We start from the raw sequence: 20760 nt of genomic DNA, 5'->3' as shown, positions 1-20760 counted from the left end.
TTGAACCACCCCGAGTTTCCCAGAGGCTCCATATCTTGAGAGAATGGAGCAATATATGAGAAGACCAAGCGATTCACAAGAAGTGAAGGGGCGGGCCGTACGGCTGGTGCTGGATGCGCTGGAACAGGCGCTGTATGCGCGCCAGTGTTGCGACGACTACTTGAACCTAAGCAAGTATCTGTTACTCCGCTACAGCCAGCGACTGGCCGAGGCCGAGATTGAACCATCGGTAGGGAGCGTGGGGGCTCCTACGATGACGCTCTCGCCGAGACAATCAACCGACTCTACAAGATAAAACCGAGGTGATCCGCAAATGGCGATCCGTGGAGAAACCTCGATCAGGTTGAGTTTGCGACCCTGGAGTGGGTTGACTGGTTCAATCATCGTTGGTTGTTTAGCTCGAATGGCGACAGGCCATCGGGAGAAGTCGAAGTGGAGCATTGCACTACAATCCGCGGGTCACGCATGGCGGCGTGACTCAAATCCACGAGCCTCCGAAAAGCCCGGAGTGGTTCAGTGCCGGGAGAATTGATGCGCGTCGTCCTGTGGGGAACCTACGATAATGGCAAGCCCCGTGTGCGGATCATTCGCCGCGGCCTGACGGAGAATGGAATCGAGGTTATCGAGTGCCATCGCGAGGTCTGGGGCGACATCGAGGACAAGAGCCAGGTACACGGTTGGCTCTCGCGGTTGGTGATGGCCGGCCGATGGCTCCTGACCTATCCGTGGCTGATCAGCTGTTATCTACGCGCGCCCCGGCACGATGCCGTCGTGGTGGGGTATATGGGGCAGATGGATGTATTGGTACTCTGGCCGTTCGCGAGGCTGCGGGGTGTACCGATCGTTTGGGATGCCTTCCTGTCTCTTTACAATACCGTGGTTGAAGATCGGTGCCTGTTGCGGAAATGGCACCCCGTCGCATGGCTTTTGTATGTACTGGAATGGCTGGCGTGTCGGGCGGCCGACCGGGTGGTGCTCGACACGCGAGCCCATGCGGATTATTTCGTTGCGACATTCGGGTGCCCGGCGGAACGCACTGACGTTGTCTGGGTCGGCGCCGAGCAGGAGGCGTTTCCCGTCGCCGCGGCCGAGGAACGTCCTGCCGGAGTCGAGAAGATCGCGCTCTTCTACGGACAGTTCATCCCCCTGCACGGCATCGAGACGATCATCCACGCGGCGCGCGAAACGAAGAACGAGGCTATCCACTGGATCATCATCGGCAGCGGCCAGGAGGCGGGCAGAATCAGAAAGATGCTCGACGAATCGCCGCTGCCTCGGGTTAAATGGCTGCCATGGGTGCGCTATCTGGAACTCGCGCACTGGATACGCCGCGCGGACGTGTGCCTCGGCATCTTCGGTGACACTGACAAGGCGGCTCGCGTGATCCCTAACAAGGTGTTCCAAATCCTGATGAGCGGCAAACCGCTGATTACGCGCGACTCGCCGGCGATCCGCGAGCTGGTCGGCAGCGGGATGACGGGTATCGCGTTGGTGCCTCCGGCGGACGCGGTGGCGCTCGCACAAGCGGTGCGTGCAAGCCCGGAATGCGAGCCGGGACTGCACGCGGCCGTCAGGGCACGGATATCTCCTGTCAGCATCGGTCGCAGAATGACCGAAGTGATCGGTAACACGGCGGCTTCGGGGTAAAGAGGACGATGGACTATGACGCCTTGTACGGGCCGAGCGCACCCGAAGTGGGATGGGTCCCCGCGCCCAGCTATTTGCTGCGACGTGACCGGATCCTGAGGCTTTTTGACGAGGTAGAGCCTTGCGACATACTGGAGATCGGTTGTGGTGCAGGAGCGCTTCTTTATGAATTGGCCGGCAGGGGTCTTAAGTGTACGGCACTCGAAACCTCCGCGGCAGCGTTGGCCATCGCGCGTCATCTAAACGCGGAATCGGGCGTCTTCGTCGCAGACAGGCCGGATGACCGATGGCACGAAAGGTTCGACTGCGTCATGGCATTCGAGGTGCTCGAACACATTGAGGACGACAGGGCGGCCCTGGCGCAATGGCGACAATGGCTCAAGCCGGGCGGGAACTTGTTGCTGTCTGTACCCGCGCACATGAGCCAGTGGACAGCCAGCGATGAGTGGGCGGGCCACTACCGCCGTTATGAGCGACAAGGGCTCGAGTCGCTGGTTGCAGAGTGCGGTTATGCCATCGACCATCTCGAGGCCTACGGGTCGCCGCTTGCGAATTTGATCGATCCGATCCGCGCCCGAGTTCATGCGCGGCAATTGTCTCGGCGCAGGCGTGAGGGGATCGGCGGAAAGGATGTGGGCAGCTCCTTGAGCGGCGTGGAGCGCCCTGTCGAGATGCGGTTGTATCCGCATCTGTGCAGTATTCCCGGCAGGCTGTTGATGCGGAGTTCGTTCCTGGCCCAAGGGGTGTTGGGAAAATTCGGCATCGGGAAGGGATATATGCTGCGCGCCAGGAAGGCGCACGAAGAATAATGCCAGGGAGACGCAGGGAAATAGGCGGAGCGATGATCGTCACTGCCAATCGCGGTGGTACGCGCACGTGCAAAATTGTGGTCGATAATGCACCGTATGCTCAGTTACTTGTCCGGTAATCAAGAAGGTGGACGCCATTCCACCCGATTCTGATTGCGCCCGATCGTCCTCACCAGGAGGACCTGTTCGTGTCCTTCTAATCGGGCCCGTGCTCCCTTATCGCGGCGGCATCGCCCAGCACACCACCATGTTGTATCGTGCGTTGGCAAAGGAAACAGAGACCCTAATGATTTCATTTAGCAGACAGTACCCCCGTTGGCTGTTTCCCGGGAAGGATGACAAAGACCGCAGCAAAGGTGACCTTCGAGAGGAAGGCGTCGAGTACCTCATTGATTCTATCAATCCCCTTAGTTGGTCTAAGGCCCTGAAGCGTGCGAAGGAGTTTGGACCGTCGATCGCGATCTTCCCTTGGTGGCATGTGTATTGGGCACCTTGTTTTTGGTGGTTCAGTCAGCGACTCAAGAGCCAAGATGTCGAAATCGTATTCCTATGCCATAACGTATTTGGTCATGAAGACGCCCCTTGGAAGCGCCGTCTGGGTGATTTAGTGCTACGGTCCGCCGATCGTTTCGTGGTCCACACCGTTGTCGATGAGCGTAATTTAAGGCATCGCTTCCCCCAACGGAGCGTAACGATCCATCCCATCCCTGTGTTCGAAGAATTTCCTGAGGCGACAACCCGGTTACCTCGAAGAGCCAAGCTGGAATTGCTCTTTTTCGGCTTTATCAGACCATATAAAGGACTCGAGGTATTGTTGGAGGCAATCAATCTCCTTAAAGATGAGGATATATTCCTGTCTGTTGTCGGAGAATTCTGGAAAGGTGAAGAAGACGCTCGCCAGTTTATCGTTGATAATAAAATCGAGAATAAAGTAGAGTTCGAGCCGCGCTACGTATCTGACGGCGAGGCTGCCAGTTATTTCGAGCGTTGCGATTTGGTGGTTCTCCCATATCGGAGTGCGACTGGAAGCGCCGTGATACCACTTGCCTATCGCTATGGAAAACCGGTCATCGCGACACGGGTGGGCGGGCTTCCGGATGTAGTCGAAGATGGGGTTAGCGGAACACTCATTGATCCTGACTCGGGTGCTATGCTGGCTGAGGCGATCCGGAAGGTCCTGTCAAGTGAGTGTATTTACAGTCCTGACGCTATTGCATCATACAGGAGACGTCTGAGTTGGTGGGGCCTCGTCAAGTCAATTTTGGACGCAAAACCATGAAGTTGCCAATCACGTTTTCTCGCAAACTGGAGGTTCTCGAGAAAGCAGTGCCCAAGTCACTGCGGCTTCCGCTTCGATATCACGGACAACGATTCGTAGGGGCACTGGAACCGGAGATGTACTATCTGGATGTCCTTGTCGATCCTCACCGGGTGGCAATAGATGTGGGTGCTAATAAGGGTATTTATTCCTATGCACTTACTAAGCGCGCACAGCACGTTTACGGTTTTGAACCGATTTCCGAACTATGCGATTACATACGGAGATACGGCTCCCCACGATTGACCGCTATTAACTCAGCTTTAGCCGATGAGAATGGTGAGTTCACTCTACGAATACCGGTTAGCAATGGGAGGCGAGTCACGACTAGAGCGTCACTTGTTGGCAACACGCATGGTGAAGAAAGGCGTGTGAGGGTCCGCACGCTGGATTCTTACGATTTTAAGGATGTAGGGTTTGTAAAAATCGACGTGGAAGGCGCCGAGGAACGTGTGATCGCTGGCGGACAGAGTACAATACAGCGAGATAAACCGGTGTTGCTTGTCGAAGTGTTTTATGAAAATGGCCAATCAGAGAGGTGTAGAGAAATTGTCACGTTCCTTCGTACACTTGGGTATGAATCGATAATCGTTACTGGAACCGGACCTTGCCTATGCGGGAACGATATTTTTTCGCACGAGAATGGCAGTAGAAATATCTTGTTCGTCCCTAAAAGCCACAGATTCTTGGATTTTATCCAAGATAGCTAACGCGTATTGCGGAAGATGCATGCCCCTCGGAAGGGCATTACGCCACACGAGTCCGGATGCTGGTGAGTAAGAACTCAATTAAGAAACTTATTCAGGCCGTATTTTTTTTGGTGGCCTTGGTTTTCTACGTGACGCTGGTTTGGTCTTTTCGCGAAGAAATACCTAGCATCACGGTTACCCCTTCAGCCATTCTCGTTATGGCAGGCAGTGCGGTACTCATTGTATTCGGCACGATAATTGGAGGAGTAATTTGGCTGCTCCTTTTGCGAGACAACGGGGTCAAAAGGGGGGAAGTGGATGTAATCGGTACATTCGCAATCGCTCAGTTCGGAAAATATCTACCTGGCAATGTAGGACAACACTTTGGCCGTATTATTCTTGCAAGAGACATCGGTATTCCCGTTTCAATTGTTCTAAATACAATAGTAGTCGAAATGCTCTGGAGCGCAGGTACCGGAGCGGGACTGTCGCTTTTATCCGTGCTCCTGTATGTCGATGCAAGTACAGTCAGTTCGTATATTCAAATCGGTGCGACTGAGCTTGCGGCCGCGACGCTCGTCTTGTTGCTCTCTCCTTGGATCGGAATAAAGTTTATTAACAAGCTTTTCCCAGAACTAGCTAAACGGCTATCGGGGGGCAGCTCAATAAGCACTCCGAGCCCAAGAACGGCTATTGCAGTGGGCCTTCTTTATCTGGCTAGCTTTTTGATTATGGGGCTAATCCTTAAATTCCAGGCCGAGTGGTTTTTTGGGGTGTCTGGCGGTAATGTTTTTGAAATAACTTGTTTATTCGCAATTGCGTGGTTGGCTGGGTATCTTGTGCCAGGAGCACCAGGTGGGCTTGGGATACGGGAAGCCGTTATGGCAGTAACGCTTTCTCCTGTTCTCGGCACTGGTGCGGCGATAGGACTGGGGATTACTCTAAGAATCACAACTACTGTTGGTGACGCGATATCACTACTGGTCGGATTACTGCTGAGGCGTTTTAGCCAGAAACCTGCTTTAACAGGCCGTTGAAAATGTCATGAATTCGTCCCGTCCGACATGCTTCGAACCCTTCGACCGGGAAGCCATGCGAGGCGACTGGTATGGAGCCCGTTAAGCGCCATATCGTGGGCTAGCCATGGGGTCAAGTTTAGTAAAATATAGTTTATCGGGTTCACGGAAGCATCGGGTCAGACTGAACCTCCCCCAGTTTAGCGGACACTTTTAATCGGAGACGAGCGTCTCCCCAAGGAGTGTCCCATGACCGTCAAACGCAAGCCCTATAAAACCTATCCCGAAGCCTTTAAGCTCGAAGCCCTGCGCTTGCTGGAGGAATCCGACAGGCCGGCCAGTGAAGTAGCCCGGCAGCTCGGCATCCGACGCAACCAGCTCTACAAATGGAAGGAACAGATGAGTCAGAAAGGCAAGGTGGCTTCAAGCAAACGGGGCCGGCCCAGGAAAGAAGGCCAGAGCGAGATGGCCACGCTTCGCCAGGAGAACAAGCGGCTCAAGGAGGAGAATGAAATCCTAAAAAAAGCCGCGGCGTACTTTGCTCGGGAGTCCAAGTGAAGTACGCCTTCATCCGGGAACACCGTCATCAACACACCTTCTCACGGCTGTGCGCGGTACTGGGGGTCTCCCGTAGCGGGTACCACGACTGGCTGGATCGGCCCGAGAGCCCGCGGACCCAGGAAAGCAAACGACTCACCGCGAAGATCGCCTACTATCATCAACGTTCCCGGCAAAACTACGGCTCGCCGAAGATCCACAAAGACCTGGTCGCCGAAGGCGCGGCCTGTGGTGTTAACCGGGTGGCTCGCCTGATGAAGGCGGCGGACATCAAGTCCCGGATGGCCCGCAAGTTCGTCATCACCACGGATTCGAAGAACACCCTGCAGCCCGCACCCGATCTGCTACAGCGACGATTTACCGTCGACCAGCCGGACACTGCCTGGGTTTCTGATACCACCTTCATCCCCACCCGCGAGGGCTGGCTCTACCTCGCCGTGCTCCTGGACCTCTTCTCCCGTCAGGTGATCGGCTGGGCCATGGGCAACCGCAACGATACCGAACTGGTGCAGCAGGCCCTGACTATGGCGCTGTGGCGTCGAAAAAAGGTCGACAACCTCATCGTCCACTCCGATCAGGGCAGCACCTATGCCTCGACGACGTACCGGCAGCAGTTACGCGAGAACGGCCTGCGCTGCAGCATGAGCCGCAAGGGCGAGTGCCTCGACAACGCGGTGGCCGAAAGCTTCTTCGGTTCCCTGAAGAACGAACTGGTGCACCACGAGGACTACAAGACCCGGGCAGAAGCCAAGCAAAGCCTCTTTGAGTACATCGAGGTGTTCTACAACCGGCAACGACGGCATGCTTCGTTACGCTACCTGGCGCCGGTAGAATACGAAGCACGATACGCGAGCAATTAAACCGTCCGTTTTATTGGGGGAAGCTCAGACGCCCCGCCCCATGGTGGCAACCCCATCCGTGGATCGCGATGCATCACTCCAAAAGTGTTGCGCTTTGGAGGTGCCCGCGGGTGAGCTGGTCCTCGACATCCGCCAAGCGGGCCTTCAATAGCGCGATTTCTGCCAGTCGGTTCTCCAGCAGCTTCATACGGGCCTGTTGGGCGGCAATCTCCTTCTGCTGATCGTCCATGACGGTCTGCTGTTCCTTGACCGCTTCCACCAGCACCGCCACCAGGGCGGAGTAGTTCACCGCCGCCGCCATGCCGTCCTCGGTGTCCACTAGTTCCGGATACACGGCCTGGACTTCCTCGGCAATCACTCCCAACGACGCTTCACCCGAGTCCTTCCAGGAGAATCGAACCCCGCGTAGCTGCTGTATGGCGAGGCGCGCGTGGCGCAGGGTTTCAACGTTGTCCTTGAGCCGTGCCGAACTGGTCTGCACGAACGCGGGAGCGCGCACGGTGCCGGTGAAATGTGCCTCGCCATCGTTGGTAATCGTAAGGCGTCGGGCTCCGGAGCCCCCGAGTGCGGTACCCAGGTCGGTGATGATGAACTCGCCGTTGTCCGAACCGGAGGCGTTGGTGCCGACCACGAAGGTTTTTAGGGGAGTGCCACCTGCGTCGGTACGCACCATCAGGAATGCCGCCGTGTTGGCAGACCGGTCCATACGGAAAACCGCATTGTTTCCGACCAAATGAAGCTGACGCTGGGGATTCGCCGTACCGATTCCGACACCCTCAGGTTCGACATACATCTCACCACTGGCATGTGCGGAGGATGCGACGAGCGTCAGGATGCCGGCGCCTGCCTGGTGTACCGCCTGTTGCGGAAGGGGGCTGTACAAAATGGCGACAAGGGCTAGGACCGAGACCATCAACCCTTGGCGGACGGGTACTGAACCGGATATGGATGGTTGAAACATGTCGATCTCCTGATGTCGATACGGGATCTTTCGAGAATGGAGGTGCAAGGGGGCCCGACACCTTGTTCAGGGCGCGAGAGCGGTATCCACGCGTGCGTTGAAGCTTCCTCCCGGGAGAACCCGAAAGCCGGGAGACAGGGTAATGCGCTCGCCTGCCCTGAACTGTGCATAGGCATCGGAATTCACTGTAAAGCCATCCCCGCTCGTGCGGATGGTCCGGCATGCGGTGAGTGAATAGGCATCGATCACGGTTCCGGAAATCTGAAGGATCTGCCCGGGCTCACATGCATAGCTGGCCGTCAGGCTTACGTCGGCATAGGCGTCCCAGCCATGCAGCATGATGTACCAGATGCCGTCAGGAGCCGTTGAGAACTCGCAGGTTTCCTCATTGCCCGGCAGGTAAGGGCGGCAGTCGTACTCCGACTGGGTGGGTGGCGTGCCGAAGCGTACGTACAGGTCCACGTCCCCGGTGCCTTCGAAGGTGCTGATGACCAGGTCGGATGCGCCGGCAGGCACTTCGATGAAGAAATACCGCTCGCTGCCCTGATCACCGGTGATCCCGTCGATGGTTTCGCCGGTCTTGATCTGCTGGGGCGGGGGCGGTTCTTCGGGCGCGGGACCCGTGCCGGTCGTGACGGCCTCGATCGCGGCGTCCACGCGAATACGCGGTTTGATCCGGTTACCCGCGCCGGTGCGGGTGTCGGTGATCAGGACGCCGGTGCTCTTGAATGCGTCCAGAATGGTATCCACCGTCGCATCGCTTTGTGCCTGCCGGAGCACGGCCCAGGCACCCGCCACATGAGGCGCGGCCATGGAGGTTCCGGACTTGTAGCCGAAGCTGTTGTCGAGTATCGAAGAGAAGATTGAATCGCCCGGTGCCAGCAGATCCAGGAGATCCGCGCTGTTGCTGAAGGCCGATACGATGTCCGACTTGGTCGTGCTGCCGACGCTCACGGCAGTGGAGATGCAGGCCGGGCTGCTGATGGCGTCGGTGAAGCCGTTGTTGCCGCTGGCAACCACCGTTGCGATGTCCGCGGCGCGAAGGTTGTCTATGGGTGTCTTGAGCGGATTGTCGTCACATGCGCTGGGATAGGCGCCCCCGCCGAGGCTCATGTTGACGGAGGCGAGGTCGTAGGTGTTGCGCAGATCGAACACCCTTTCCAGTGCTTTGAGCAGGTCTGAGTTGTAACTGAGAATGCATGGTGACGACAATCCGTGGTTCGTGCATATGGTGCCGGAGACCTCACTGAACACCTGGATCGCGATGAGTTCGGCCTCCCGGGCAACGCCGGAGAAGGTGTCGCCTTTCCCTGCCGCGATGCCGGCCACGTGGGTGCCATGATCGCAGCCGGAGATACTCCCCGGGCAGTTCAGGCCGGAGTCGGGTGCCGTGGATTCGGCGACACCGTCCGGACAAAGTGACGTGGAGCCATCAGCCTCCACGGTGCTTGAATAACAGGCCTCCGAGATCACCTTTCCGCTCAGAAACGTATGGTGCTTGTCGACACCCGTATCGAGGATCGCGATGACATGCCCGTCTCCCGTGAATCCGGAGAAGGTTCCGGAGCCATCCGCGCCGATCAGCGGCACACTGTCGTCCAGCAGGGGCGGTACGGGGGTGTCCTCGAAGATACGGACAACCTTGGGGTCTTCGAGCAGTTTCTGGATCTCGACTGCACTGGCCTGCATGGCAAAGCCGGGAAAGAGGTGGAATCGCTTGATTCCGCGGGCCGCTTCGGGCGCCGGCACGGCCGACAGACGTTGCAGGACCTGTTCCTGAATGCTGCGCAGCCGTTCGCGCTGCGCGGTGAGGGCGGCATGGTCCGGCAGCTTTTCTTCGAGTACCAGATGAACGTCGAGCTGAACCAGGATGGGCACGTTGCCGTCGGCAATCGCCCGGTTGACCAATGCGGCGTGATGTTCCTCTGGAGTTTCGACGGATGCCGGATGCGAGCTCAGCGCGGGCAGGTGGGGATTCTCGCCGGCGGTCGGCAGCGTATAGCCGAGCAACCCCAGCGCCGCGATGAGGATTACAGCGGCAAGGCGAAATATGACGCCGTTTGTGCGTTTCATATCATGAGATCCGGGCCATCCGACCGGGAGGAATATCGTGTTGGAGCAAACTCTCCGGCCGGTTTTCCTGTCGTGGCCAGGAGGAATTCGGGAGGGCGGTTGTAGCCAGGCTGTCCCGCGATCTGTTCACGCGGGATCCACGACTTTGCGCCCTACGGTCACCCGCAGTTTGCCCTTGAAACCTTTTGAATTCACATTATGCCGCCGGATCAAAGCGGGTCAAGCGGGGCGAGGTTCATCCCGTGCACCCCCAGATCACCCCTCGTAGGAGCCCGCTCCCGCGGGCGATCTGTGCGGTGGGGGTTGATCGCCCGGAGGACCGGGCTCCTACACGCGTGCTTTGATCCCCGCCGTGTAGGAGCCCAGTCCCTTGGGCGATCCTGCCCAGGCTAAACCCTGATCGCCCGGAGGACCGGGCTCCTACATGTGGCTGATCCGCTTGCAGGCGCTTCGTGCTGGTTGCATCCAGGGGAATCACGTCCCGGTCCAAGATGGGTTGTGTCGGATCCGTACCCTGGCAATGCTCCCGGGATGGTGCGTATCATGAACGCCCGGGCAGGCCGGGCGATGCGCAACGCGTTGTGGAACCCGCGAGAACAGCGGGAAGGGTGAAATCGTGAACGATGTCTTCAGGCGCGCCGGGCCAGACCTTGCGGGGGATCATGTGTGAACAAGGTTCTGGTGACCGGCGGCGCGGGTTTTATCGGCTCCCATCTTTGTGACCGCCTGGTGCGGCGGGGCGATGACGTCCTGTGCGTCGACAACTACTTCACCGGCACGAAGTCGAACGTTGCCCATCTGATCGGAAATCCTCTTTTCGAGTCCATGCGTCACGATGTCACGTTCCCGCTCTATGTGGAGGTGGACGAGATCTACAATCTGGCCTGCCCGGCGTCGCCGGTTCACTACCAGTTCGATCCGGTGCAGACCACCAAGACGTCGGTGCACGGCGCGATCAACATGCTGGGCCTCGCCAAGCGCGTCAAGGCGCGCATCCTTCAGGCCTCCACGTCCGAGGTGTACGGGGATCCGGAGGTGCATCCGCAGTCGGAATCTTACTGGGGGCGGGTAAACCCGATCGGTGTGCGCAGTTGTTATAACGAGGGAAAGCGCTGCGCCGAAACGCTGTTCTTCGACTATTGGCGACAGTATCGCCTGGGCATCAAGGTGGCCCGGATCTTCAACACCTACGGCCCGCGGATGGACATGAAGGATGGGCGGGTGGTGAGCAACTTTGTCGTGCAGGCGCTCAAGGGGGAGCCCCTGACCGTGTTCGGGGACGGGCAGCAGACAAGGAGTTTCTGCTACGTGGACGACATGGTCGACGGTCTGATGCGGCTGATGGAGACCCCGCCGGATTTTACCGGCCCGGTGAATATCGGCGATCCCACCGAGATCACCATCCTCGAGCTGGCCGAGACGATCGTGCGGCTTGTCGGGGGGACGTCGAGGATCGAGTTCGGGCCGCGCCCGCCTGATGATCCGTGTCGGCGCAGACCCGATATCGGGCTTGTTCGCGATCAACTGGGCTGGACGCCGACGGTGACGCTGGAGGACGGCCTGAAGGAGACGATCGCGTACTTTCGCGGGATTCTGCGGGCATGACGCCGGCAGGCGGGGATGCAAAGATCGGCACGGTCATCGTCACACCGGTCTACGAGGATCGAAAGGCCGCCTCCCGGTTGTTTGCGGAGCTTGGTTCCCTGCTGGGCGAGGGGGCGTTCGTGGTGGCGGTGGATGACGGATCGGTGCGGGAGCCGCTGGAGGCGTCCGACCTGGAGGGGATCGACGGACTGGTCCTGCGCCTGACCCGCAACATGGGGCATCAGCGCGCGATCGCCATCGGGCTCAACTACGTCGCGGACCACTTGCCCGGCGCGGAGCGGGTGGTGGTCATGGATGCCGATGGGGAAGATATTCCGGCGAGCGTGGGCGCGCTTCTGGATATGCTGGGGCACGGCGACGCGGATGTGGTGGTGGCCGAGCGGCGGCGCCGCCAGGAGAGCACGGGCTTTCGCGTGTTCTACCAGGTGTACAAGTGGGCCTTCCGGATGCTCACCGGGCGGCGGATCGGGTTCGGCAACTTCATGGCGCTTCGCCCGGCTGCTGTCCGGCGCCTGGCCGCCATGCACGAATTGTGGGTCCACGTGGCGGCCTGTGCGCTGCGTTCCGGGCTTCGCATCGCCGGCTGTCCGACCGATCGGGGGCGGCGCTATACGGGTGAGAGCAGAATGAGTTTCTCCGCACTGGTGCTGCATGGCGCGAGGGCGTTGAGGGTGTTTGGAGAGACCGTGCTGGTGAGGATCGGGATGGCCTTCATTCTGCTGGCCGCCCTGTCCCTGCTGGTCGGCGCGGGTGCCATTCTGCTGAAAACCGCCGGGGCCGCGATACCCGATTGGGTGCCGGTGGCGCTGGGTGTCGTGGCACTGCTGTTTGCGCAGACGGCAGTACTCGCCTGGATGTTGCTGATGCGGACCGGCGTCGGTGGTGGCGGGGTCTTGGGCCGCCCGGCTTACCTGGCGTTCATTGACGCGGTGCTGGTGAAGCCGGACGGTCCGGAAATGGGCGCAGCGCCGGCAGGCAGGGCGGAGCAGGCTGGCGATGGACGGGAGGCATGCGACGGGTGATCCGATGATCAAGGTTTGGCGCGCAGGGGTGGCAACGGCCGTTTTCCTGCTGGCGTTGCTGGCGGTGCACTGGGTGCACGTGCGGTTCCTGACCGTGGATGTGGTGTTGTACAGCGCCCTGGTTGACGGGCTGGTGGCGTGTCTGGTCGGGGCGGCTGTGCTGTTCGGGGCGCGCTGGTTCTGGCCGCTCAGCATCTTTGAGAAGTTTCAGTTGTGCCTGATCTGGATCCTGGCCGCCTACGCCTTCGCGATCTCGGTACCGACGGTCATCGACCGTTCCCTGTCTTTCTACATCCTGGAAAAGCTTGACCAGCGTGGCGGCGGGATTCGTCTCGATCGCTTCGGGGAGGTTTTCGTGGATGAGTACATGCCCGAGCATCGGCTGGTCCAGGTGCGCCTGACTGAACAACTGGCATCCGGAACGATCCTGATCGAGGATGACTGCGTCAGACTGACCGGGAGAGGTGAGCGATTGGCGGCTTTCAGCCGCTTCTACCGGCTCCATTTCCTGCCGAGAAACCGGCTGCTGATGGGCGAGCATTCAGATGCGCTGATCGACCCCTTTCGGGACGGCGTGGAAAGCCCCGGGTATGAATGCTGATGGGCCGGATCCGGTGGCATGGGATGTGGCTGGATGCGGCCCTGGTGCTGGGTCTGGCGGCACTGACCGTGAATCGCTTCGCACCGGATATACATTCGGGCGATGTCATTCTTTATTCCGTGATGTCGTTGCAGAACGTCACTCTGTTCTTCTGGGAACAGAACCGGCTGCTAAATGTCGGGCCGCTGCTCACGTCCGTCATTCGTGATCCGGCGGCCAATCTCTACGCCAACCTGCTGTTTCCCGCGCTGGCCTTCTTCGCGATGATTCGATTCTGGACCGGTCAGGCGGCACGCCTGGCGTCAGGGGGTGGCCGCGTCGGGTTGCCGGGTGCACGTGAGTTGTTCGTGCTCGTGGTGGCGGTGGTCTTCCTGGTGTTCAGGCCCGCGGCGGTATTTGATTTTGTCATCTGGCATGTGGAGTACACCCTCTCCCTGCTGCTGCTTGGTCTGGCCTATGTGGCATTCGTTTCCGCAGGTCCCCGGTGGCTTGCGTGGCCGGCAGGCATGGCGCTGCTGGTGGTCGCGACGGGTGTGAACTACAGCGTCGTCCTGCCGGCATTGGCGCTCGGCGGCACGCATGTCTGGCTGGCGGGCAGGCTGGATCGCCGTGCACTTGGCTTTTCGGGGGCGGCGGTTGCGGTGTTTGCGGCCTGGGGCATGGTGGCGCGCCTTTATCCCGGCCCCGGGGCGGAGGCCTACGCCGGGTTTGATTTCAGCTCGCTCCCGGCGGCCATGGCAGGGGTGATCGGCAACATCCTGCAGGTCCTGTACACGGTCAATGCCATCGCCGTGCTCGTGCTGGTGGCCGGGTCGTGGTGGTGGTCATCCCGCCGGGACGCGCCGGGGATCGCGGATCGGGATGCCGTGCCCATGGGCCGGCTCGGGGCGGCCCTGCTGGGTTTCGGCCTGGGATGGCTGGTGGTGTTTTCCGGCAGTACGTGGGTGGTCCTCAACGAGTACCACTTCCGGTATTTCGCCATGGTCGTCTTCGCGGCGGTGATGTTGATTTCCCTGGGGCTGGCGCGCGTGCGTCTCCCGCTGGGGAGAGGGTTTCGCACGGCCCTGACGGGAATTGTCCTGGCGGGAGTGGTGGGCTATCTGGCCAGGCCATTCGTCCCCCTTGAGGACTATGCATTCATCCAGCGGGTGGACGCACTTGGACAGGCCGATACGTCGTTCTATGCGGGTGACTTCAACCTTGCATGGGCGGCCGTGATGCGGGGTTTGCTTCGCGGGGAGGACAGCCTGGGTGTGGCCGAGCGTGCGAGCGGCAACGGCGAGGCGCTGCGCCGCGCGGCCCAGGCGAGGATCGACGCGGACGGGGTGCTGCGGATCAGCTGTCTGAAGGCGGACGTGGCCGAATGCGTGCGCCAGGCCAACACCTACATCGCGCCTCTGGAATTGCGCGAGGCCCGGGTGGTGAGCGATCGGGGGCATCGGGTCCTTGCGTTGGCGCCCATGCCGCCCAGAGCCCTCAAGATCGACGCGGAGGCGCTGGCGCGGCTGCCGGGCCTGGTGGGGCGCAGGGAGGCGGGGGCGGTCGTGTCTGACGGGCGGCGCGGATTTCTGCTGTATGGGCCCTACGAAACTCTGCCGGCGGGCGATTACCGGCTTCGCGTGTTCGGCGAGGTCGATGCGGCCGCGGGCGGACACGTCGAACTGGTGTCCGGCACCGGCCGGGAACGCCATGCGGTCTTTCCGTTGGCGGATCATCCGGATGCGGGTGCCGGCGTGGTCGAAGGCATGGTCTCGGTGACTTCCCCGATCCGGGATGCCGAGATCCGGATCTTTGTCACCAGTGATGATCGACTGCGGGTAACGGGTTATGAGCTCGTACCGATCCCCGGGCCCGTGGACCCCCAACCGGGGCCGTGATCCCGGATCAGGTTGCGATCTCGAGACGTGGTTCGTCGCGACGCCGTGGTATCGAGGGTAGAATGCCGCATTTTTGTGTGGGAACAGTCCTGTGCCGTATCCCATGTGTATCGGTGCCTTGATGCCTCGAATGGAACCCGTTCGTCGGGAAGGGCCGGCCCTCCGGGCGAAAGGGGTTTAGTTTGGGCAGGATCGCCCAGGGGACTGGGCTCCTACAGGAGGGCAGGGCCGCGTAGGAGCCCGGTCCTCCGGGCGAAAGGGGTTCGGCCCGGGCAGGATCGCCCAAGGGACTGGGCCCCGACAGGAAGGGCAGGACACGCGTAGGAGCCCGGTCCTCCGGGCGAAAGGGGTTCGGCCCGGGCAGGATCGCCCAGGGGACTGGGCTCCTACGGGAGGGCAGGGCACGCGTAGGAGCCCGGTCCTCCGGGCGAAAGGGGTTCGGGCCCGGGCAGGATCGCCCAGGGGACTGGGCCCCGACCGGAAGGGCAGGACACGCGTAGGAGCCCGGTCCTCCGGGCGAAAGGGGTTTGGTCCCGGCGGGCAGGATCGCCCAGGGTACTGGGCTCCTATCGATACGGCGCGAGTCCGACGCGGTGCGCATGGAAGTCATTGGTTCAGCAGGATGAAAAGGGAAGGGGAGTCATGATGAAAAAGGCAGTCATTACAGGCATTACCGGCCAGGATGGCGCGTACCTGGCGCAGTTGCTTCTGGAGAAGGGCTACGAGGTGTTCGGCGCCTATCGGCGGACCAGCTCGGCCAACTTCTGGCGAATCGAGGAACTGGGGATTCAGGACCATCCCGGCCTGCATCTGGTGGAACATGACTTAACGGACCTCTCGGCCAGCATTCGCCTGCTGGAACGTGCCGAGGTCGACGAGGTCTACAATCTGGCGGCCCAGAGCTTCGTCACCGTCTCCTTCGATCAGCCCATTACCACCGGAGAGATCACCGGCATGGGTGCGGTCAATCTCCTGGAGGCGATCCGTATCGTGAACCCGGGCATCCGCTTCTACCAGGCCAGCACCTCGGAGATGTTCGGCAAGGTGCAGACCGTACCGCAGGACGAGAGTACCCCCTTCTATCCCCGAAGCCCTTATGGCGTGGCAAAGCTCTATGCGCACTGGATGACCGTAAACTACCGTGAGAGCCACGGAATCTTCGGGGCCAGCGGTATCCTCTTCAATCACGAGTCCCCGCTTCGTGGCCGTGAGTTCGTGACCCGCAAGGTCACCGATGCCATCGCCCGGATCAAGAGGGGAAAGCTGGACGTGCTGGAGCTGGGCAATCTGGATGCCAAGCGGGACTGGGGTTATGCGAAGGAGTATGTCGACGGCATGTGGCGCATGCTGCAGACGGAACAGCCCGACACCTATGTGCTGGCCACCGGGCGTACGGAGAACGTGCGGGATTTCGTGACCATGACGTGCAAGGCGGCGGGCATGGGCATTGAGTGGCGCGGTGAGGGTGAATCGGAACAGGGGGTGGATATGGAGACGGGAAAGACGATCGTGCGCGTCAACCCCGGATTCTACCGGCCCGCCGAGGTGGACCTGTTGATCGGCAATGCGGAGAAGGCGAGGCGTGAGCTTGGCTGGGAGGCGAAGACGAGTCTCGAGGAGCTCTGCCAAATGATGTACGAAGCGGATCTCCCTCGCATCGATCAACCCCGGTCATTCTGAGATGAGTTCGAAACCGCGCGCACTGGTCACCGGCCTGAGCGGTTTCACGGGCCGCTATATGGAGCGAGCACTGACCGAAGGCGGTTATGAGGTCTTCGGGATCGGATCGCATCCCTCCGATTCCCCGGGTTACTTCACGGTGGATCTCGAAGACCGCCCCGCTCTGTCGAAGGCTGTGACGGAGGTGCGGCCCGACGTGGTCGTCCACCTGGCGGGGATTGCCTTTGTGGGTCACGCGGATGCGGGTGATTTCTATCGCGTGAATCTCATCGGTACCCGCAACCTTCTGGAGGCGCTGGCGCACTGTGCGCACGTGCCGCGTTGCGTCCTGCTTGCCAGCAGTGCCAACGTCTACGGCAACGCGAAGGGAGGGCCGCTGACGGAGGACAGCCCGACCGCACCCGCCAATGATTATGCCGTCAGCAAGCTCGCCATGGAGCACATGGCAAGGCTGTGGGCCCATCGGCTTCCGGTCGTTATGGCGCGTCCGTTCAACTACACGGGCGTGGGCCAATCGGACAGGTTCCTGCTGCCGAAGATTGTCGAGCATTTCCGCCAGGGCAGGCAGGTGATCGAGTTGGGCAATGTCGACGTCGCTCGCGATTTTTCGGATGTCCGCAGCGTGGTCGATGCCTATATGCGGTTGATCCGGATTGCGCCGGCTGGCGAGACCTTCAATATCTGCTCGGGGAGAGCCGTGAGTCTTCAGCAGGCCCTGGACATGATGGAGGAGATTTCCGGTTATCGGATCGAAGTGAGGGTCAATCCAGATTTTGTGCGTGCCAACGAGGTCAAGTGCCTTCATGGTGACCGCGCGAGACTGGATGCCGCATTGGGCGCGATGCCGTGGATTCCCCTGCACGACACCCTGCGTTGGATGTACGAGAGCCGGGAGCCCGCGTGAACGCGGCTGTCCCTGAGACCCGCGGAACTAAGGCGACCACTCCACCCGGGGTGTCTGATGTGGCAATGCGTGTGGCGTTCGGCATGACGGCGCTCGCTCACGGTACGGCGGGAGGCGGTGTCGATGGTATCGGCGCCTACACGCGTGAACTGGGTTCGCGCCTGGCGGCCATGGACGCGGTGGACCTGTTGCCCTTCGTCTATGGCCCGCCGGCGAGCCTTCCGGGCGGCGTATCCGCGCAGGATGCCGGTAGTTTTCATCGCCAGGCGTTGCGTGCTTTGGTGACCGGGGCCTCGTTCCCTGGTCTGCGCGCGATGGCCGGGGTTGAACTGGTCCATGCCACCGACCACCTGGTGCCCCGCGTGCGGGGCATCCCCGTGGTGGCCACGGTCATGGACGCCATTCCGCTTTCCCATCCGGAGTGGGTGTCCTATCCGCTGAAGCGAGTCACCAACGCTTTGTGGCGCCGATCGGTGCGTTGGGCCGATCACGTGATCACGATCTCCGAGTTCTCACGGCTCGAGATCGAACGCTGGTTCGGTATTCCGGGCGAGCGCATCAGCGTCATCCCGCTTGGCGTGGACCACCGCTGGTTCGAACCGCCCGCGGGGGACGATGTCGCGCGGGTGCGCAACCGCTACGTGCTCCCGGAGCGATACTTCCTGTTCGTGGGGACCTTGCAGCCTCGCAAGAACGTGGCGCGGCTGATCGACGCCCACCGGCAACTGCCTGATTCCCTGCGACGCGATGTACCGCTGATCGTGGTGGGCAGGGCGGGTTGGGGGTGTGGGGATGTGATCGCCCGGCTTGAGGCCGAGGGCGATGCGGGGCTGCGCTGGCTGCGCTATGTGCCGGAGTCTGATCTGAAGAGCGTGATGAGTGGAGCGGCAGCCCTGGTGTTCCCGTCCCTTCACGAGGGCTTCGGTCTGCCTGTACTCGAAGCCTTTGCGGCCGGTATCCCCGTGGTGGCCTCGGGGACGACCGCATTGCCGGAGGTGGCCGAAGGGGCGGCCTTCATGGTGGATCCCGAAGACGCGGGCGAGATCGCGGACGCCATGCGCCAGATCCTCGAAGTGCCGGGCCTTGCCGAAGGATTGCGAACATCGGGATTGTCCCGGGCGAGGGAATTCACCTGGGAGCGCACTGCCTCGATGACCCTTGAGGTCTATAGGGATGTGCTCGGCAGACATTGACAAAGTATCTTTGGACGATTTGTCCGTTGTCAGTTGTCAGTGGTCCGTTGTGAAAACCCGTTGACATGCCTCCGGGGCCGATTACGCTCCTGACAACTGACAACTGACAACTGACAACTGACAACTGACAACTGACAACTGACAACTGACAACTGACAACTGACAACTGATTCCACGCATTATCGTTACGATCAAGGAGTGATTCTCCCGTGATTCCAGTGATTCTTTCAGGCGGTTCCGGCACCCGGCTCTGGCCCATGTCCCGGGAGTTGTATCCGAAACAGTTCCTGCCACTCTCGGATGGCGATCGGACGTTGCTTCAGTGCACGCTGGACCGGATCGCGGACTTTCCCGGCGGACGGGCGCCGGTGGTGGTGTGCAACGAGGAGCACCGTTTTCTGGTGGCCGAACAGTTGCGCCAGGCCGGTGTGAAGCCCGAAGCGATTGTGCTGGAACCGGTGGGGCGCAACACGGCACCGGCGGTGGCACTTGCTGCGTTGGCCCAGGCGGATCCGGATTCGGTCCTGCTGGTGATGCCCGCGGATCACGTGATCCGGAACGTGGACGCCTTTCATGAGAGTGTTGCCGCGGGATTGCCCCTGGCCCAGGAGGGCGCGTTGGTCACGTTCGGTATCGTGCCCACCTCTGCGCATACCGGCTACGGCTATATACGGGCCGACAAGGAACGTCAGTGGTCCGTTGTTGATGGTCAGTTGGTGAAAGCCGACCGATCGGGGAGCGCTGACAACGGGCCGTACCTGGTGGCGGAATTTTTCGAGAAACCCGATGCGCCAACGGCGGAGAGGTATCTCGCGTCGGGTGACTACTTCTGGAACAGCGGCATGTTCCTGTTCCGTGCATCCAGCTACCTGGAGGAACTGGAGCGCCATGCCCCGGATATTCTCGAGGCTTGCCGCGCGGGATTGGAGGCGCAGGCGTGCGACCGGGATTTCCTGCGTCCGGATGAGGAGGCCTTTGCCGGCTGCCGCGCGGATTCCGTGGATTACGCCGTCATGGAGAAGACCGACCGCGCCATGGTGGTGCCGCTCGATGCGGGATGGAATGACGTGGGTTCCTGGGAATCCCTCTGGGCGATCGGCAGGCAGGATACAGACGGTAACGTGCTCGTCGGGGATGTGCTTACCGAAGGGGTCCGAAACACTTATGTGCATGCCGGCCAGCGGCTGGTCGCCGCGGTAGGCCTGGAGAACCTGGGGATCGTGGAGACCGGCGATGCGGTGCTGGTCATGGACAGGGCCAGGACCCAGGACGTGAAAGAGATCGTCAAGCAGCTGCGCGAAGCAGACCGCGGCGAGACCCGGACCCACCGCTGTGTGGCCCGGCCCTGGGGTACCTACGAGTGCGTGGATTCGGCGGAGCGTTTTCAGGTGAAGCGCATTACGGTGAAGCCCGGCGAAATGCTTTCGCTGCAGATGCACCATCACCGTGCCGAGCACTGGGTGGTGGTGCGCGGCACGGCCCGCATCACCCGTGGTGAGGAGGTGTTCATCCTCAGTGAGAACGAATCCACCTACATCCCGATTGGCGTAAAGCATCGTCTTGAGAACCCCGGCCGGATCCCGCTGGAATTGATCGAGGTCCAGTCCGGCGCCTACCTGGGCGAGGACGACATCGTGCGCCTGGAGGATACCTACGGGCGCGTGAAGTAGCAGCCCCGCCTATGAGGTCAGGTCTCGCATTGTTTGCCGCACATCCGGCAGAGGGTAGGGGTTGACTGTGGGAAATCGCCCGGGGGACCGGGCTCCTACGGGACCGGCCCTGGCGAAGGCATTGCCCGTTGGATGGGGCGCTTCCCCCCCTGTAGGAGCCCGCTCCTGCGGGCGATCGGCGCGGTATCCCCATATCCCCATTGGGGGTCAAGTCTAGCAAAATATAGTTTATCGACTTCACTCAAACGCCGGGTCAAACCCACACCTTCGTGGGACG

General features: G+C 60.8%; 17 protein-coding genes, 1 pseudogene and 1 riboswitch. Of the genes and pseudogenes, 16 read left to right on the top strand and 2 right to left on the bottom strand.

Annotation, left to right across the window (positions count from 1 at the left end; all coding sequences use genetic code 11):
• Positions 1–106: 106 nt before the first annotated feature.
• The 8 genes and pseudogenes from THITHI_RS20970 to THITHI_RS0104550 all read left to right on the top strand — a co-directional run.
• Positions 107–477 (top strand): annotated as a pseudogene (locus THITHI_RS20970) (IS3 family transposase); the annotation flags it as partial.
• Between the two features lie 54 nt (positions 478–531).
• A complete protein-coding gene (locus tag THITHI_RS18460) occupies positions 532–1647 on the top strand; it encodes a glycosyltransferase (protein WP_018231898.1) in 1116 nt (371 codons plus the stop codon).
• Between the two features lie 8 nt (positions 1648–1655).
• Positions 1656–2456: a class I SAM-dependent methyltransferase gene (locus THITHI_RS0104570; protein WP_018231897.1), complete on the top strand. Its 801-nt coding sequence runs from the start codon at positions 1656–1658 to the stop codon at positions 2454–2456.
• Positions 2457–2664: 208 nt separating this feature from the next.
• Positions 2665–3735: a glycosyltransferase gene (locus tag THITHI_RS0104565; protein WP_018231896.1), complete on the top strand. Its 1071-nt coding sequence runs from the start codon at positions 2665–2667 to the stop codon at positions 3733–3735.
• On the top strand, positions 3732–4484 hold the full coding sequence (locus tag THITHI_RS21180; protein WP_083908657.1) for an FkbM family methyltransferase: 753 nt from the start codon (positions 3732–3734) through the stop codon (positions 4482–4484). The genes THITHI_RS0104565 and THITHI_RS21180 overlap by 4 nt, the downstream gene beginning before the upstream one ends.
• 56 nt (positions 4485–4540) lie before the next feature.
• Positions 4541–5500: a lysylphosphatidylglycerol synthase domain-containing protein gene (locus THITHI_RS20100; protein WP_083908656.1), complete on the top strand. Its 960-nt coding sequence runs from the start codon at positions 4541–4543 to the stop codon at positions 5498–5500.
• A 228-nt stretch (positions 5501–5728) separates the two neighbouring features.
• The gene (locus THITHI_RS0104555; protein ID WP_018231894.1) at positions 5729–6037 is read left to right on the top strand and encodes a transposase; all 309 of its coding nucleotides are present in this window, start codon (positions 5729–5731) and stop codon (positions 6035–6037) included.
• A complete protein-coding gene (locus THITHI_RS0104550; protein ID WP_018231893.1) occupies positions 6034–6897 on the top strand; it encodes an IS3 family transposase in 864 nt (287 codons plus the stop codon). Before THITHI_RS0104555 ends, THITHI_RS0104550 begins: the two co-directional genes overlap by 4 nt.
• Positions 6898–6970: 73 nt before the next feature.
• On the opposite strand, the gene THITHI_RS19715 is transcribed toward THITHI_RS0104550, so the two are convergent.
• Both THITHI_RS19715 and THITHI_RS18450 read right to left on the bottom strand, forming a co-directional pair.
• The gene (locus THITHI_RS19715) at positions 6971–7858 is read right to left on the bottom strand and encodes a tail fiber domain-containing protein (protein WP_083908655.1); all 888 of its coding nucleotides are present in this window, start codon (positions 7856–7858) and stop codon (positions 6971–6973) included.
• A 66-nt stretch (positions 7859–7924) separates the two neighbouring features.
• Positions 7925–9931 (bottom strand): S8 family peptidase, encoded by a 2007-nt coding sequence (locus tag THITHI_RS18450; RefSeq protein WP_018231890.1) that lies wholly within the window; start codon positions 9929–9931, stop codon positions 7925–7927.
• A 97-nt stretch (positions 9932–10028) separates the two neighbouring features.
• A riboswitch (cyclic di-GMP riboswitch) is annotated at positions 10029–10115 on the bottom strand.
• A 482-nt stretch (positions 10116–10597) separates the two neighbouring features.
• Here THITHI_RS18450 and THITHI_RS0104530 point away from each other — a divergent pair.
• From THITHI_RS0104530 to THITHI_RS0104495, 8 genes are all read left to right on the top strand, one after another.
• A complete protein-coding gene (locus THITHI_RS0104530) occupies positions 10598–11536 on the top strand; it encodes a UDP-glucuronic acid decarboxylase family protein (RefSeq protein ID WP_018231889.1) in 939 nt (312 codons plus the stop codon).
• On the top strand, positions 11533–12558 hold the full coding sequence (locus tag THITHI_RS0104525; protein ID WP_018231888.1) for a glycosyltransferase: 1026 nt from the start codon (positions 11533–11535) through the stop codon (positions 12556–12558). The genes THITHI_RS0104530 and THITHI_RS0104525 overlap by 4 nt, the downstream gene beginning before the upstream one ends.
• Before the next feature lie 4 nt (positions 12559–12562).
• Entirely contained in the window at positions 12563–13159 is a 597-nt protein-coding gene (locus THITHI_RS0104520; RefSeq protein WP_018231887.1) for a hypothetical protein, read from the top strand.
• A 23-nt stretch (positions 13160–13182) separates the two neighbouring features.
• Positions 13183–15036, top strand: coding sequence for a hypothetical protein (locus THITHI_RS18445; RefSeq protein WP_156820472.1), 1854 nt, complete (start codon positions 13183–13185; stop codon positions 15034–15036).
• Positions 15037–15681: 645 nt separating this feature from the next.
• Positions 15682–16716, top strand: coding sequence for a GDP-mannose 4,6-dehydratase (gene gmd / locus THITHI_RS0104510; RefSeq protein ID WP_026186055.1), 1035 nt, complete (start codon positions 15682–15684; stop codon positions 16714–16716).
• Position 16717: 1 nt separating this feature from the next.
• A complete protein-coding gene (locus THITHI_RS0104505; RefSeq protein ID WP_018231884.1) occupies positions 16718–17620 on the top strand; it encodes an NAD-dependent epimerase/dehydratase family protein in 903 nt (300 codons plus the stop codon).
• 65 nt (positions 17621–17685) lie between these two features.
• The gene (locus tag THITHI_RS0104500; protein ID WP_018231883.1) at positions 17686–18813 is read left to right on the top strand and encodes a glycosyltransferase family 4 protein; all 1128 of its coding nucleotides are present in this window, start codon (positions 17686–17688) and stop codon (positions 18811–18813) included.
• A gap of 209 nt (positions 18814–19022) precedes the next feature.
• A complete protein-coding gene (locus THITHI_RS0104495; protein WP_026186054.1) occupies positions 19023–20483 on the top strand; it encodes a mannose-1-phosphate guanylyltransferase/mannose-6-phosphate isomerase in 1461 nt (486 codons plus the stop codon).
• Positions 20484–20760 lie beyond the last annotated feature (277 nt).

This window comes from Thioalkalivibrio thiocyanodenitrificans ARhD 1 (assembly GCF_000378965.1).
GTDB classification, from domain to species: Bacteria; Pseudomonadota; Gammaproteobacteria; order Ectothiorhodospirales; family Ectothiorhodospiraceae; genus Thioalkalivibrio_A; species Thioalkalivibrio_A thiocyanodenitrificans.
Note: the sequence above shows the minus strand (reverse complement) of the source record. Positions and strands in the feature narration are given on the sequence as shown.